The organism is Flavitalea sp. (assembly GCF_035489435.1).
Classification (GTDB): domain Bacteria; phylum Bacteroidota; class Bacteroidia; order Chitinophagales; family Chitinophagaceae; genus DATHKG01.
Map to the genome: position 1 here is coordinate 51984 of NZ_DATHKG010000060.1, position 14694 is coordinate 66677.

13 protein-coding genes are annotated in these 14694 nt (G+C 41.6%); 5 read left to right on the plus strand and 8 right to left on the minus strand.

Going from position 1 to position 14694, the window contains the following annotated elements; genetic code table 11:
- Nucleotides 1–4: 4 nt before the first annotated feature.
- From VK664_RS09405 to VK664_RS09420, 4 genes are all read right to left on the minus strand, one after another.
- The gene (locus VK664_RS09405; RefSeq protein ID WP_461398390.1) at nucleotides 5–2449 is read right to left on the minus strand and encodes an endo-1,4-beta-xylanase; all 2445 of its coding nucleotides are present in this window, start codon (nucleotides 2447–2449) and stop codon (nucleotides 5–7) included.
- A 46-nt stretch (nucleotides 2450–2495) separates the two neighbouring features.
- Nucleotides 2496–4652 carry an alpha-glucuronidase family glycosyl hydrolase gene (locus VK664_RS09410; protein WP_461398391.1) on the minus strand — a complete coding sequence of 719 codons (2157 nt, stop codon included), beginning with the start codon at nucleotides 4650–4652 and terminating at the stop codon, nucleotides 2496–2498.
- A 33-nt stretch (nucleotides 4653–4685) separates the two neighbouring features.
- Complete coding sequence (locus VK664_RS09415; protein ID WP_461398392.1) at nucleotides 4686–5474, minus strand: LacI family DNA-binding transcriptional regulator; 789 nt, start codon at nucleotides 5472–5474, stop codon at nucleotides 4686–4688.
- A 341-nt stretch (nucleotides 5475–5815) separates the two neighbouring features.
- Nucleotides 5816–6262, minus strand: a complete 447-nt coding sequence (locus tag VK664_RS09420) for an Hsp20/alpha crystallin family protein (RefSeq protein ID WP_461398393.1) — start codon at nucleotides 6260–6262, stop codon at nucleotides 5816–5818.
- Between the two features lie 305 nt (nucleotides 6263–6567).
- Here VK664_RS09420 and mnmH point away from each other — a divergent pair, with 305 nt between their 5' ends.
- Both mnmH and selD read left to right on the plus strand, forming a co-directional pair.
- Nucleotides 6568–7635 carry a tRNA 2-selenouridine(34) synthase MnmH gene (gene mnmH, locus VK664_RS09425; protein ID WP_461398394.1) on the plus strand — a complete coding sequence of 356 codons (1068 nt, stop codon included), beginning with the start codon at nucleotides 6568–6570 and terminating at the stop codon, nucleotides 7633–7635.
- 2 nt (nucleotides 7636–7637) lie between these two features.
- The gene (gene selD / locus VK664_RS09430; RefSeq protein ID WP_461398418.1) at nucleotides 7638–8684 is read left to right on the plus strand and encodes a selenide, water dikinase SelD; all 1047 of its coding nucleotides are present in this window, start codon (nucleotides 7638–7640) and stop codon (nucleotides 8682–8684) included.
- Nucleotides 8685–8869: 185 nt separating this feature from the next.
- On the opposite strand, the gene VK664_RS09435 is transcribed toward selD, so the two are convergent.
- From VK664_RS09435 to VK664_RS09450, 4 genes are read right to left on the minus strand one after another with little or no spacing between them, the layout of a single operon-like run.
- Complete coding sequence (locus tag VK664_RS09435; protein ID WP_461398395.1) at nucleotides 8870–10057, minus strand: DUF3570 domain-containing protein; 1188 nt, start codon at nucleotides 10055–10057, stop codon at nucleotides 8870–8872.
- Between the two features lie 15 nt (nucleotides 10058–10072).
- Nucleotides 10073–10339, minus strand: a complete 267-nt coding sequence (locus VK664_RS09440; protein WP_461398396.1) for a DUF4266 domain-containing protein — start codon at nucleotides 10337–10339, stop codon at nucleotides 10073–10075.
- Nucleotides 10314–11288, minus strand: a complete 975-nt coding sequence (locus VK664_RS09445; protein WP_461398397.1) for an FAD:protein FMN transferase — start codon at nucleotides 11286–11288, stop codon at nucleotides 10314–10316. The genes VK664_RS09440 and VK664_RS09445 overlap by 26 nt, the downstream gene beginning before the upstream one ends.
- Nucleotides 11278–11727: a thioredoxin family protein gene (locus VK664_RS09450; RefSeq protein WP_461398398.1), complete on the minus strand. Its 450-nt coding sequence runs from the start codon at nucleotides 11725–11727 to the stop codon at nucleotides 11278–11280. Before VK664_RS09450 ends, VK664_RS09445 begins: the two co-directional genes overlap by 11 nt.
- Before the next feature lie 337 nt (nucleotides 11728–12064).
- On the opposite strand from VK664_RS09450, the gene VK664_RS09455 reads away from it, so the two are divergent.
- From VK664_RS09455 to VK664_RS09465, 3 genes are read left to right on the plus strand one after another with little or no spacing between them, the layout of a single operon-like run.
- On the plus strand, nucleotides 12065–12673 hold the full coding sequence (locus VK664_RS09455; protein WP_461398399.1) for a YceI family protein: 609 nt from the start codon (nucleotides 12065–12067) through the stop codon (nucleotides 12671–12673).
- Nucleotides 12674–12729: 56 nt separating this feature from the next.
- Entirely contained in the window at nucleotides 12730–14085 is a 1356-nt protein-coding gene (locus VK664_RS09460; RefSeq protein ID WP_461398400.1) for a hypothetical protein, read from the plus strand.
- 21 nt (nucleotides 14086–14106) lie between these two features.
- Nucleotides 14107–14691, plus strand: coding sequence for a YceI family protein (locus VK664_RS09465; RefSeq protein WP_461398401.1), 585 nt, complete (start codon nucleotides 14107–14109; stop codon nucleotides 14689–14691).
- Nucleotides 14692–14694: the final 3 nt, after the last annotated feature.

A 14694-nucleotide genomic window follows, 5' to 3' on the forward strand; every position in this document is an offset into this window, starting at 1 on the left:
TTCTTTAAAAATTGACAACTTCCCAATATGCTTTTTTAGGTTTCAGTTCTTTATCAAACAACAAGGGATAATCCTTACGCCCACGAACGGGGAAATTATCCAGCCAGCTTTTTCTGTCTGATATATTCCAGAATGTAACCCCGGATATAACATTTTTATATTTCCTGAATGCCTCAAAACAAATCCGGTATAGATCTATTTGCTGCTTTTCTTTAGCTGGATTAAACGTCGTGTCTGCGTCGACGGTCTTTCTCTCTCTTGCGTTATGCTCTTTAGGATATATAGAAATATCGAGCTCTGTTACCTGTAGTTTTAAACCCAGGTCTGCGAACCGGCTGATGGTGCTGTCCAGTTGAGATGCAGTCGGTTCATTGATTGCCCAGTGACCCTGCAGTCCGACGCCATGAATAGGTACTCCTGCATCCAGCAAAGATTTTACCAGGCGATGAATTTTTTCACTTTTGATCGGGTTGATCTCATTATAATCATTATAAAAAAGAATTGCGGCCGGATCTGCTTCATGCGCATATTGAAATGCCCTTGCTATATATTCATCTCCTATGATTTTATAGAATTCCGTGTTGCGTAAGTATTCATCCGGATTGTCTGATATCGCCTCATTTACAACATCCCAGGCATATATGGTCCCTTTGTATCTTGATACAACCGTTGTGATATGTTCTTTTAAACGCTTCAGCAAAACTTCTTTACTAACCGGTTTACCGGTAGCGGAGTCAGTAAAAAACCAACGTGGTGCCTGGTTGTGCCAGCAAAGGGTATGACCTCTAAGCTTTAAATTATTTTGCTTTGCAAAAGCTGCGATGCTATCAGCATCTTTCCAGAAATATTCATTTTCGCGTGGATGAATCGGCCCCATCTTCATTGCATTTTCGGGCGTCATACTATTGAATTGCGAAATGATAAGAGCGGCCTCATCCGTTTTCAGGGATCCAGGTGATACTGCAACTCCAATCGGAAAATAATTACTATAATAATCTTTGAGACCTTTATCCGATCTGCCAGCCTGATTATTTCCGGATTTGGCGACCTGGATTGAACCCGGTTCAAAATATCGTTTTGCAAATGCAAGAAAAAATGGCCAGTTGGGACCTGGTGTATGCCCTGAGCTGTGTTGTCTGAAAGCAATTTCACCATCTGTAAGACTGGTTTCCAATGGCGGAAAGATTTCAGTTCCCAGGTCTTTTTTGCCAAGTAGTTTATAAACAGGTCCTGCAGCAACAGCTGCCATGAACATTCCTCTTACATCAACCCAGCCATCTCCTTTATCACCCGCACTAATAAATACAGGCCTTGGGGCACATAGTGCAATAAGTTCATGTGAATCAACAGGCATATCATTCCAGTTAAGGGGGCCTGCATATTTCATAAAATTACCGGCCATCCAATGATATTCGTTTGCTGCAGCTACATTTTCGACAATCTCTCCTGCATTGCGCCTATGCAGCTTGGCGCCGCCTGCACCCGAGGAGCTGATAAAACCGGTGGCGAGCCGGGGCTCATAAGCAAGAGCGACAAGTGCAGCTTTGCCATATCTTGAATGGCCCTCGATAGCGACTCTTTTTGCATCGACAGATTTATCGGTTTCAAAATAATCCAAAGCACGACTTGCACCCCAGGCCCAGGCCTTTAATGATCCCCAATCGTCTGGTTTACGGGGTTGCCCTTTGTTTACCAGCCCGATTATGCCTTGTTTTAAACCAGCGCCATTGTCTGCCTGGATACTACCGGGAATAATGATCGCATATCCCCAACCGTTAGCAAGCACCTGTTGCTGCCAGGTAAGAGGTGCAGGATTATTATTTCCAGCCGTGGTATCGCGAGGTGTCGCAGTTGGTCTGAATCCCGGTGGAAAAACAAAACCAAATTCCATGATCACCGGCACAGGTCCTGTTGCATTTGCAGGCACTGTCAAAGTCAGATCTATATCTACTTTTATTTTTGGGTATGAGCTATTGTCAGCATGACCAACAAGTTTTTTTATGATTACCGGGATATTGTTATTAATACCTTTTTCTTCAGTGATTAGTTGCCAGGTGACTTTGGGAATGTTCCCGGGTGTTCGTCCGTAGATTTCCCTGTCAAAATCTTCTATGATCTCAGGGCGGCGGCGCTGCCACCAATCATTTGCCGTAGAAATTTTTTTTCCGTTTTTAAGAATGAGCGCAGCTGGTAAAACCGGGAATGGGTTGGCTTTGGATTCATCATAGTTTGCGGCATTGGGAGCATTTGGATTACTGCCGTTTGCACCCGGACGAAGCGTCTTGATATTTAACAAGGCAAGCATTTCCTTGTGATCCTGCTCAGTGAGTGTCCGGATACTATCCTGGAACCTCCGTCTTGCAATACTGTCCTCTTCGCGGCTTCGCTGCTGAGAGAACGCAGTAGCAGATGTTATAATGACGAGAACAGATAAAATGATATTTTTCATTGTAGATTATTTAGGCATTCAATCGAACTATGGTTCATCCCGATAGCTAGGGATTACCTCCGATGCCGGGAGCAAATCGAAATTGTAATTTCATATAATGTTCCAAAGGGTATGCGGGTTTTTCATAGTTTGAAGGAATAGCTTTTCCGGATACACTGCTGAAATAGACGAGGCAGGCATCGCGCCACCACACTGCTTCATTTTCCTGTATAGTAAGTAACATCTTCACCTGCTGGTACCTTTCTTTATCAATCTTTCCTTCCAGTTTATTCCAGGTTTTTTGCATGGACCGGACGCTGTCAACACCAGTGTTGTATTTGAAGCAGAGTTCTTCCCATAAACTACGGCCTGACTTCATCTTATGGTTCCAGGGAACATGATGGAACCATAGAAGATAATGTTCATCAATTGTAGCCAGATTGTTGAAGTGCGCACGAACAGGTTCATGGTATTGTGAAATAGCATCGCTGCCTTTAGTTGTTCTGTCGAAGCCAATACCATTTGAATCTGCCTTATGATAGTATACAGGATTCCAGTCAGGCCTGCCTGCATTACTCACCCATGGGCCGGGTCCATAGTGATGCCCTGTTGCCATGATATGATGCAGTCCCAGCGGGGTCATATAGTTGACCATGGTTTCTCTCGAACTCAACATCATATTAGTTGCTGCTTCTATAAACTGTGGATCGTTTGTAAAAGTCTGTTGAATCCATTCCCTGGCCATGTCTGCCGAACCAAGAGAATAATCCCAGGCAAGTTTTCCAAAAGCATACCAGTTTGATTGTCCAAAAGGGTGACCGGTCCAGTTACGTTCATTGCCAATATTGGTTACGCCTGCAATGCCGGATAAGTTTTGTTTATCAATGCTTCCTTCAACAATACCGGAAACAGGTGCTCCACCTGGTTTTGCATAAGTTTCTGCGTCAAGGCATTCTTTAAAAAGGGGAGCTTCATATACCAAATGAGTGCCCTGGCCAAGGTATTCCTGGGTAAGTTGAAATTCCATCATGAGCGGTGTTTGAGGCATAGCACCAAATAAAGGATGAAAAGGTTCTCTTGGCTGGAAATCCAGTGGTCCGCTTTTAACCTGTACCATCACGTTTTTCCTGAATTTACCATCAAGGGATTTAAATTCCGTGTAGGCCTGTTTTACACGATCTTCCGGAACTTCGTTACTGTAAACAAATGCGCGCCACATCACAATTCCCCCAAATGGTGAAACCGCATCAGCGAGCATGTTAGCGCCGTCGGCATGGTTCCGGCCATAATTCTGCGGGCCGGGTTGCCCTTCGGAATTTGCTTTCACAAGAAAACCGCCAAAATCAGGTACGAATTTATAGATCTCTTTTACATTTTGTTTCCACCACCGCTGTACATTGCTATCCAGAGGATCTGCTGTTTTCAGGTCACCTGATTCAACCGGTGCACTGAATCGCGCTGTGAGGTAAACCCTGATGCCATAAGGACGGAATACATCTGCAAGAGCTGCAACTTTAATTAGATATGGCTCAGTAATTATAAGAGCGTTCGCGTTGACATTTGTAAGCACCGTTCCGTTTATACCAATAGAAGCATTTGCTCTTGCATAATCGATATAACGCTGATCAATATACGAAGGAAGGGTGTGCCAGTTCCAAAGAGAAAGCCCGGCATAACCTCTTTCAACAGTACGGTTGAGATTATCCCAATGATTTAATATCCGCAACTGTATTTTTGGCGCAGATGAAATGGAAAATTTACGTATATCCTGGTTGGTCTGTATCAATCGAAGGAAGTGATAAGATCCATACAAAATCCCAATGTCGGTATTGGCAGTTATGAAAATGATATTTTTATCATTCACCTTCATTGTCCGGATTGCAAAACCCTCTTTGCCAAGCAGCTTATAATCAATCCCGGATGTACTGGCAACATCAGCAGCTGCAGACTGGGTTGCAAGTAACAGCGTTCCGTTTTCAGGTTTTGAATGTATAGGCAGGGGTCTGTCGAGCAATCCCGAAAGGGCAGCTTTTAGTTCAACCGAAGCTGTATTAAGGATAGCTGAGTTGCCTGTTAAATGAATGCCGGAAACAGCGGTCCTGTATTGCTGCAGGAGAGCTGCATTCTTTATTTTGTCAAATCTGAGCCATAGCCTGTACCCGTCTTCTCCATGCACCGGTGCTACAAACAATGTGATAATGAATAACAGTTTCAACATTTTCATATAGCTAAGTGGTTTCGTTAGGGCAATTTTGATTTAAGCGACGAATTGCGAATGACCAGATCCGATCGCACAATAATGGTATTGGTCAGGTAACGGTTTCATCTGTAGTAGTTTTTTCGCGGCACGCTCACCTTCTTCCTGGCTCAGATTGTTTGCAAGGACATAATTTTCCCGGAAGGGTATCCTGTTTTCCTGTAATGCCTGCTTGTAACTATGGAACCTGTCTACATAAACATTGCGGTTTGACATGGCTGTTATATGAACTATACGTTTGCATCCCTGGCTGATAAGGTGAGTGGTAACATCATAAGCAGCCTTTCGGTTATCAATAAGGATATTCGGCGAATACTCATGCCCAATCACACTGTCAAAAAAGATGACAGGAATTTTTCTTTTGAAGAAAACATCAAAATGATCTATTCGCTTTGTGTCATAAGCAAGCGAAACCAGCAGTCCATCCACACGGTTATTGAACATCGTTTTTGTACTTTCCAGCTCTTTTTCAAAGGATTTGGAAGATTGAGAAATAATAAGATTGTATCCTTTATTATTGGCCTCGCTTTCTATTCCAGCAGTCACAGCCGACATAAAATAGCTGTTGAGTCTTGGTACTATTACTCCGATGTTATTTGTACATTGATCCCGAAGGTTGTGGGCAAAATGATTGGATCGATAACCGAGGGCTTCTGCCAGGTCAGCTATCTTCTTTTTTGTTTTTTTACTTACGACCGGATCATCTTTAAGCGCCCGGCTTACGGTGGCAACAGAGATATTCAATTTTTCAGCCAGGTCGTAGATGGTAATCTCTTTTGCTCTGTTCATACTTGAAATTAGTAATACTTTTGAGCTATTAAGTTAATCATTATTCTGCGAGATGCCGCCCGGGCTGGCGTTTATCACAAAGATCATTAACCGTGTAGTGCTTGGTTATTGAAAAATGTTCGGATCTATACAGCTTTCAGTTCTGAAAAACTTTCAGTACTAATAAAGTTTCAGATCTGAAAAACTTTCAATACTGATGAAGTTTCAGATCTGTAATGCGGTTAGTTCTGAAAAACTTACAGTACTGAATAACTCATAGATCCGGGAATTTAAGCTTTGAAGAACAGGACAATCAGAAAATATTCTTCTTTCTATACGATAAACCTACAGTTTGCCAAAAATCAGTAAACAGCAATCTCAGCAACGTCGTTATGAATTTTTGAATGTGTCTGGTACATAGAAATTGTTAAAATGCCATCTTTGTACTCTGCAGATAAAAAGCCTGTATCAACATTCCCGGGAACCACAACTTCGCGTCTTATATATTCGCAATCAAATTCCATAGTCCGGCAATATTCATTTTGATTAAGGGGTTCTCTTTGGTTTCCTGCCTCTATAAAAACCCTGTCACCTTTGGTTTCTATGAATATTTGTTCGCGTTTAAAACCAGGGATAGAAAAGTCAATTCTGTACATCCCCTCGGCTTCTGTTATATTAATCGGTGGTTTGGATATAAACACATCAGGGGTTTCAAGTCTGGCAATAAGTATGTCCTTATTCTCACGAATTGGTTTATACAATCCCGGGTAACTTTGATGATCTGTTTTTTTAATTTTAAGAGGTATCATTGTAGTATGATTTATCGTTAAGAGGTATTATTGTATTATGGTTTATCGTTACGAGATATCATTGTATTATGGTTTATCGTTACGAATCTGTGGTTATCCGCGTTTTTGGTTTTGGAGGCCTGGATAACAAATTTCGCTAAACAATAAACGGAAAAGGATGACAGTTGTTAGCTTAACGGGTGACTCTTATCAGCAAACTGTTGTTATCTTTCCATAATGTTATCTTTGCATAATATTACCTTTCATAATAATTAATTATAAAAGCGCTTTTACTGAACACTTGTTCAATTCAGTTGCTTAATAAGATGCTTCAGTCTATCACGATTTCGCAATTTTTGTTTTCCAACCCGGCAATCACTGTGCTGGATGTCCGGACACCAGCGGAATTTGCTCATGGTCACATTCCCGGTGCATCAAATCTTCCCTTGTTTACAAACGAAGAACGTGTGCAGGTGGGTACTACCTATAAACAGCAGGGTAAGGAATTGGCAATTTTGCTGGGATTTGATCTGACCGGGGCCAAATGGTCACAGTTTATCAGGGACGCATTGGTTATGGCTCCCGACAAAAAACTAGCTGTACACTGCTGGCGAGGTGGCATGCGGAGTGGCGCAATGGCCTGGGCGCTCAACCTTTATGGCTTTGATGTACATATAATCACAGGGGGTTACAAAAATTATCGCCGATGGGCGCACCAGCAATTTGCAAAGCCGTTCGAAATTTGTCTTGTTGGTGGCATGACTGGCTCAGGTAAGACGAAGATTCTACATGAACTCCGGAATCTTGATGAACAGGTAATAGACCTGGAAGATCTTGCCGCTCACCAGGGATCTGTATATGGCTCAATGAATAAACTGGTGCAGCCGACCCAGGAGCAGTTTGAAAATAATCTTGCTTTTGCCTTATCCAGGTTTGATTCAAAAAAAAGGGTATGGGTAGAAGATGAGAGTATCAATATAGGCCGGTGCCAGATTCCAAAGCCATTGTGGAATCAAATGCTGGCTTCACCTTTGGTTGATGTTCAACTTCCGGTTGATCTGAGGGTGGAATCCTTAACCAATGAATATGGAATATTAGATCAAAATTTTTTAATTGACTCCACTGCAAAGATTCGTAAGCGCCTCGGACCCGAACAATGTAATCTCGCCATTTCCGCTATCAGGGAAAAACGCATGGCAGATTTTGTTCGACAAGTACTTGTTTATTATGACAAGACTTATCGCGCCGGGCTAGGTCACAAATCGCCGGGATTTATACACCCGGTAATATTGGATACGACCGATCATCATCAAAACGCATTAAAAGTTTTAAAGGCTATTAAAGACCCGGAAACTTTTGCAGTCAAAAATCAACATTCAAACTATATCAATTGAATATAACTGATATCAAATTAACCGCTTACTCACACGGAGCCGGTTGCGGTTGCAAAATTAGTCCCGCTGTACTTGACAAAATATTACACAGTTCGATTCCTTCCATAGCCGATCCTAGATTGATTGTTGGTAACAAAGACCGGGATGATGCTGCTGTACTTGATCTTGGCAATGGCACGGCACTTATCAGTACAACTGATTTTTTTATGCCGATTGTTGATGATCCTTTCGACTTCGGACGTATTGCTTCTGCCAATGCTATCAGTGATGTATATGCGATGGGCGGAAAACCGGTTCTTGCAATCGCTATACTTGGCTGGCCGATTGACAAGCTTGCACCGGAGATCGCCAGGAAAGTGCTTGAAGGCGCAAGATCCGTATGCGCAGAAGCAGGTATCACACTCGCCGGCGGTCATAGTATTGACTGTCCCGAACCGGTTTTTGGACTTGCTGTGAATGGAATTGTGAACATCGAAAATCTCAGGCAAAATTCAACAGCTACACCAGGTTGTCGTTTATATCTTACCAAGCCTCTTGGAGTCGGGATCTTGTCTACTGCACAAAAGAAAGGATTGTTGCAGCCGGCAGACCAGGCAATTGCATTAAAGAGTATGACAATGCTGAACAAAGCCGGAGTAGAATTTGGCAAACTGGGTTATGTAAAAGCGTTGACCGACGTCACTGGTTTTGGGTTACTTGGGCATCTAAGTGAAATGTGCGAAGGCAGCGGACTGGCGGCAGTTATCGGGTTTGATAAAATACCTGTTATTGAATCGCTTCAAGGATATCTTGCTCAAAATTGCGTACCCGGTGGTGCTGTGAGAAACTGGAAAAGCTACGGCCATAAAGTGAATACGCTTTCAGATGATAAGAGAAATATTTTATCGGATCCCCAAACCAGCGGTGGGTTGTTAGTTGCTGTTTCAGATGAATATGCAACCGAATTTGAACAAATTCTTAAGGAGCTGGGTTTCCCTGAAAAATGTTGCAAATCGTTTGGACAACTTGTACCGGCCTTAGGGGAAATAATTATTACTGTGGAGGAATAGTTTCTGATAATTCTCTCCGTTTCCAATCCATAAAACATTCAAAACACAGATCCTTTACCCGGCAGGTAGATAATCATAGTTATCTATGCCTGTATGTTGGGATCCGTAAGGTTATGTTGGGAACCACAAGTGTATATTGGTATCCGCAAATGTATGTTGGTATCTGCATGCCACCCGAAAGTTGCTTAATATTTCAACTTAACGTTTAACGTGATGACATTTGCACTCATGTCAATATTTTTCGAATAGTGGCCATACCTGAGTTCAATCATTGAGAGATGCGTGATACCCAAAATCCCGGCAGGTGGCGCCAATCTTATACCGGCACCAAAAAACGAACTGCTGAATTTTGAAAGATCATAGTTACTTGTGTAAAACGCATCATAATTTGTGTGTTCGCGGTAAGGTGCAAAAAATGAACTGGCGGACTGATTGTAATACCTGTAAAACGGGCTCACAGAAATAAACGGAGTGATTTTTACAGGCACTTCTAAACTCGCAGTGTTCGATCTGATGCCCCAGGAATCTGTATAAAAGCGATAATAACCTCTTAGAATAATCTTATCGCCGGCGAAATAGGAAGCTCTTAACCCAATCGGTATTTTTGTTCTGTTTGATGGCAACTTTTCCTGGTGTACTGAACCGTCCTGAAAATATACACGATAGAATGGTAAACCCAGGTAACCCTCTTGCTGTATAACATCTCCGAGTATCATAACCTGCAATTCCTTATTGACTATCTGCGACCATGATAATGTAGCAGCGAAAGTGTTTCTTGCACTTATATCTTTGGGAGCATTGTCTGTGCTTGCTCCTGTGCGTAATTCAACCGGTATGATCTTATCCACCTGGTCAAGAAATGCCTGGAACTTAGCAGTCAACTCGCCATTGCGGTTTTTTGTTTTAGCTGAGAAGTTAATATTCCCGCCAAAAGACTGGTAGTCATATTCACCGGAATAAGATAAGCCCGCACCGATCGAAGTTCCTTTTTCCGAATTTTCCCTTGACCAGCTGAGAGACGGATATAATCTTGTGTCAGAACCTGATGCTGATGAATTTGCTTTCAGATCTACTTTGTCTGATGATGCTGAAGTGTAATGATCAATTCCCATCTCCATTCCGATCGAATGTTTTCTTTGTTTTTTATCGTATCTGATCAGGTTGATATCAATCACATTTGCGAAATCGGTTAATTTCTGTGATCCAATGCCACCGGTAACGGCAGCATTGTTTCCATCCTGCTTGTAATAACTGGACACAAGATTAATTTCATCAATCTTTAGTTTTCGGCTCTTAAAGCTGCTGTCACCTTTCTGTGAATATATATGAAGCAGGGAGAGTAGTCCTGCAGCAGTTAGAAAAATTCTTCTCATTGGTTTGGTTTGGGATTAATTACAACCGCAGCCTCCGCCACTTTTTCCTGAGTTTGCACCTGATGCGCCTTCGCGGTAAGATTGGAAATTGAGTTCTGATTTTTCAGCTTTCCTGTTACCTAAACTCATCTCTGAATCGTTGAGCTTGTTTTTCTGATATTCTTTTACTGTTGTACATGAAGCAAAAATGAAAACAGTAATAAGGCCGATAATTACAACAGTTGAAGAATTGGCAGTGGGAGAGTTACCGGCAGATTTAATGGTATTGTTCAGCTGCTTCATGGAGATGGATATTTTTGGATGTGTGGATATTGTTATTGTCGTCGATTATGATGCATTCAATCTGGTGCATCTGGTTTATCAGGTTCAGGCCTGCGCGCATACCCATTACCGTTACCGGCGTAGCCATGGCATCAGCCAGTTCAGCATTTGCAGTTATGATGGTAACACTTTTTATCCCGGTGACTGGTAAACCAGTTTTCGGATTAATGGTGTGTGAATATTTTTTTCCATCTATTACAACGTATTTTTCATAATTGCCTGAAGTAGCGATCGCAACATTGGAGATATCCAGGTATGAAAAAGGGAGTTGCGCATTATCGGGGTCTGCAATGCCGATGGTCCATGACTTACCATTCGCCTGGTTTCCCCAGGTTACCAGGTCGCCGGAGGCATTAATAATACCGCTTTCAACACCTTCCTTCAGCATCATGGTTTTCGCCATATCAGCTGCATAACCTTTACCAATTCCTCCAAATCCAATTCGCATTCCTTTTTGTCTTAAAAATACAGTGGACTCATGCGGGTTAAGTTCTATATTCCGATAGTTGATCAGCCTGACCATCTGCCTGGCTGTTTTTGAATCGGGGAGACTTGTCATAGACCTGTCGAAGTTCCATAGTGATTTATCCAGGGAGCCATAACTTATATCAAAGGCGCCATCGGTCACCGTGGAAATGCGTTGGGATCTTTCAATAAGCTGGTAAACTTCCTGAGATACTTTTACTGCTGATATACCGGCAGCTGCGTTAATTCTGCTTGTTTCACTGTTATCAGAAAAAGTGGTTAAAAGGGCTTCTATCCGCTTTATCTCTTTTATTGCGATTTCGATTTTTTCCGCTGCCCGGTCGGGATCCCGGGCTACGACAATAATGTCAAAGTTGTTTCCCATTAATTTTACTGATCGCTTAATTTCCTGTAAGGGAAGCGATATAGATATATTATTGTTCATCGCATAACTTCTTTATCGCCGATGTGAACTTTGAAACATCTTCATCAGGAAGACCTTCCCAGGTCTTAACCACGTTTCCGTCGGGAGTCAGCAACACAGTGAATGGAAATTTCCCTTCGCGGTTATATTTTTCAGCCAGGACCTCATTAGCATTGCGTTGTTCTTTGTTGAGTTGATTTTTTTTGAAACGGGGAAAATCTGCATTGAGTAACACCAGGTTAGATTCAGCCATTTTTAAGAATGTTTCGCTGGAAAAGATCTCTTTTTCCATCCTGATGCAAGGCCCGCACCAGTCTGATCCTGAGAAGTTTAATAGGATTAACTGATTTTTTTCGGTGGCAATCCTCCGGGCAGTGTCAAAATCCTTTTGCCAGATGTTGAAAGAGAAAAAGATAAACGAGGTAGCAGTTAGTAATAATAACTTAAAAAGGTTTCTCATATATAAAAAATAATAGTGATTTGTAGGGGTAGGATAAGGCCAGTTACCGTTTGAAACGGGATTTTTGGATTTTTTGTATATCCCACCTTAACAAAAACTGTGACAGTTTTTGTTAATCACCATTTTTTATTTCTGGAGCAGCTACAAGGTCCTGAACCATGCTCACAAAATCAGGAGCCTGGTAAATCACAAATAATCTTCATCGGGTTGGGCTGGGTCGTCTCAGGTCATCAATGTCTATGATCTTAATCATTTTTCCAGGCATCCGGGTCATGTTACAGGGAGAATGGTAAGTCTAAGTTTGTTTTCAAATTATTCCACCATTAAAAAGGAAACAATGAAAAAACTTAATTCGAAATCATATGCCATTATTATCGCTTTTAGCATCCTGTTTTGTAACCTGCTCCTGCCGGTGAAGGGGATAAGTCAGAAAAGCAAACCTGGTTCCGGTAAAGTTAAAATAGTAATTGAAGGAACATCAAATGTGCATGACTGGGATATCAAATCAGATAAGGGAGTTTGTACAAGTGTTTTTGATTTATCTAAGTCCGGCCTGTTAAATGGAATATCCGAGCTCAGTTTTACTATCCCGGCAGAAAGTCTTAAAAGTGAGCACCGTGCCATGGACAAGAATACATACAAAGCACTCAACACAAGTAAGTATGCTTCCATTCAATTTACCGCAGGATCAATCGATGTGAAACCTTCGGGTAAATCAGGTTATGCACTCACCACGAAAGGTAAACTTACTATCGCCGGCGTTTCCAAAGATGTAGTGCTAACCGCAACAGGATTGGTTAATGCTGATAATACTGTTTCTTATTCGGGCTCTTACCAGTTAAAAATGACAGATTACAAAGTGGATCCGCCTAAAGCCGTATTAGGTACTATTAAAACAGGTGACAAGGTTGTTGTTAAGTATGACCTCGTTTTAAAAACAATATGAACTGAACAGCCCTGTTATTTTCAATCTTAAATACCTCAAAAAGAAAAACACCAAACATGAAAAAGTTAATCATTAAGATATCCCAGCTGCTGTTGATTCTTGCAATTACAGCGCTTCCATTGATTGCAACCGCCCAGGAAGATAGGGAATGGTATGGCAGACCTTCACACTGGCGTCCATATGATAAGCGCGGCGTAAATATGTTTGAAACGGGCAAACTGGATGATTCCATGGCCTTCGACGGACTCCGGGTTCGCATAGGTGCTGGCTTTACTCAACAGTTTCAAAATCTTAAACATAAAAACAGCGGATCATCAAACTATGAAACTTCCAATAGGTTATACCCCATTGCTCCTGGTTTCATGACGGCACAGGCTAATCTTTTTGTAGATGTTCAGTTGGCTGATGGCATACGTTTAAATGTGTCGACCTACCTGTCTACCCGGCACCATAATGAAGCCTGGGTAAAAGGCGGTTATATACAATTTGATAAACTTCCTTTCAAGGGTCAATTCTGGAAAGATCTTATGGAAGTGACTACTATCAAGGTAGGTCATATGGAAATCAATTATGGTGATGCACATTTTCGAAGATCTGACGGGGGACAGGCCTTATACAATCCATTTATGGAAGGGAATATCATGGATGCTTTTGCAACTGAAATCGGGGGAGAATTATATATACAGAAAAATGGTCTCTTCGGTATGGTAGGGGTTACCAATGGCATGATCAAAGGCAATGTTGATTCAGTAGCTAAAACTATACAGGATGACAATATAAAAAGATCACCATCGATGTATCTGAAAGGTGGGTTTGACAGAAGCATTACCGACGAAATCCGGATCAGGATCTCAGGTAGTTATTATCATAATGGAAGTTCAGCAGCAAGCGGACTTACGCTATATGGTGGTGATCGCAGCGGTTCGAATTATCAGAACGTTATGGAAAAAGCACCAGTTGGTGCTGCACTTCCTGCTTCTACGAGTATTGCTTTTTCAGGTCGTTTCAATCCAGGGTTCACTAAAAAAGTGGATGCTTATATGGTTAACGGATTTCTGAAAGTAAAGGGTGTTGAATTGTTTGGTACTTATGAAAATGCTAAAGGAAGAAGTAAAACAGAAACCAATTTAAGAAATATGAATCAATATGCAGCAGACCTGGTTTATCGTTTTGGACAAAATGAAAATCTTTACACAGGTATCCGTTACAACAAGGTGAAAGGTCAATTACCAACAATGGTGAATGATATAAAAATTGACAGAATTGCCTTAGCTGCCGGTTGGTTTGTTACTAAGAATGTATTGTTGAAAGCGGAATATGTGATGCAGAATTATTATTCTTTTCCATCCTCAGACTATCGTAGTTCCGGGAAATTCAATGGCTATGTAATTGAAGCCGTTGTTGGGTTTTGATGAGCGGCTTATACTATTCAAATGAAACTAATAGCCGCAATTATTTTATCATCGGTGTTTTTTAATCCGGCTAAAGTGGTTACTGAAAAGTGGGTAATCGAAAAAACCAGTAATCTCCGTATCACAGGCCGCTCAAACATTGCACCTTTCCAGTGTGATGTGGTTGAATACCTTCATGAGGACACTATTTTGCTTCAAAGCCAGGAAGGTTCGCCATTGCTTGGTATCAAAGGTGGTTTGGAAATAGACATAAACAGGATTGACTGTCACCAACGCCAGGTCACCAACAATCTTAGAAAAACTTTGAAGGCCGATAAAATTCCTGTTCTGAAGATTGCCCTGGTTTCTATCGGGAATTTCAGAATTGAAGGACGCAAAAACGTTCAGGGCGCTGTAGTAATTGATCTGGCAGGCGTATCGCGGAAAATGCAGATCGATTATGAAGTGGAAACAGATTCAGATAATAATATACAACTGGTTGGCAGCCGCCAGTTGTTGTTTTCAGATTTCAAATTAAAGGCTCCAAATAAACTGGCAGGACTTGTTAAGGTAGATGACAAACTTCAAATCAGGTTTATGTTGGTTTTAAGATCTATTCATAAATAGTAA

Excerpts from the sequence above, each read along its gene's own strand:
- VK664_RS09450 (WP_461398398.1), bottom strand. The coding sequence starts at position 11,727 with ATGAGAAACCTTTTTAAGTTATTATTACTAACTGCTACCTCGTTTATC.
- VK664_RS09405 (WP_461398390.1), bottom strand. The coding sequence starts at position 2,449 with ATGAAAAATATCATTTTATCTGTTCTCGTCATTATAACATCTGCTACT.
- VK664_RS09415 (WP_461398392.1), bottom strand. The coding sequence starts at position 5,474 with ATGAACAGAGCAAAAGAGATTACCATCTACGACCTGGCTGAAAAATTG.
- VK664_RS09460 (WP_461398400.1), top strand. The coding sequence starts at position 12,730 with ATGAAAAAGTTAATCATTAAGATATCCCAGCTGCTGTTGATTCTTGCA.
- VK664_RS09440 (WP_461398396.1), bottom strand. The coding sequence starts at position 10,339 with ATGAAGCAGCTGAACAATACCATTAAATCTGCCGGTAACTCTCCCACT.
- VK664_RS09445 (WP_461398397.1), bottom strand. The coding sequence starts at position 11,288 with ATGAACAATAATATATCTATATCGCTTCCCTTACAGGAAATTAAGCGA.
- VK664_RS09465 (WP_461398401.1), top strand. The coding sequence starts at position 14,107 with ATGAAACTAATAGCCGCAATTATTTTATCATCGGTGTTTTTTAATCCG.
- mnmH (WP_461398394.1), top strand. The coding sequence starts at position 6,568 with ATGCTTCAGTCTATCACGATTTCGCAATTTTTGTTTTCCAACCCGGCA.
- VK664_RS09410 (WP_461398391.1), bottom strand. The coding sequence starts at position 4,652 with ATGAAAATGTTGAAACTGTTATTCATTATCACATTGTTTGTAGCACCG.
- VK664_RS09435 (WP_461398395.1), bottom strand. The coding sequence starts at position 10,057 with ATGAGAAGAATTTTTCTAACTGCTGCAGGACTACTCTCCCTGCTTCAT.
- VK664_RS09420 (WP_461398393.1), bottom strand. The coding sequence starts at position 6,262 with ATGATACCTCTTAAAATTAAAAAAACAGATCATCAAAGTTACCCGGGA.
- VK664_RS09455 (WP_461398399.1), top strand. The coding sequence starts at position 12,065 with ATGAAAAAACTTAATTCGAAATCATATGCCATTATTATCGCTTTTAGC.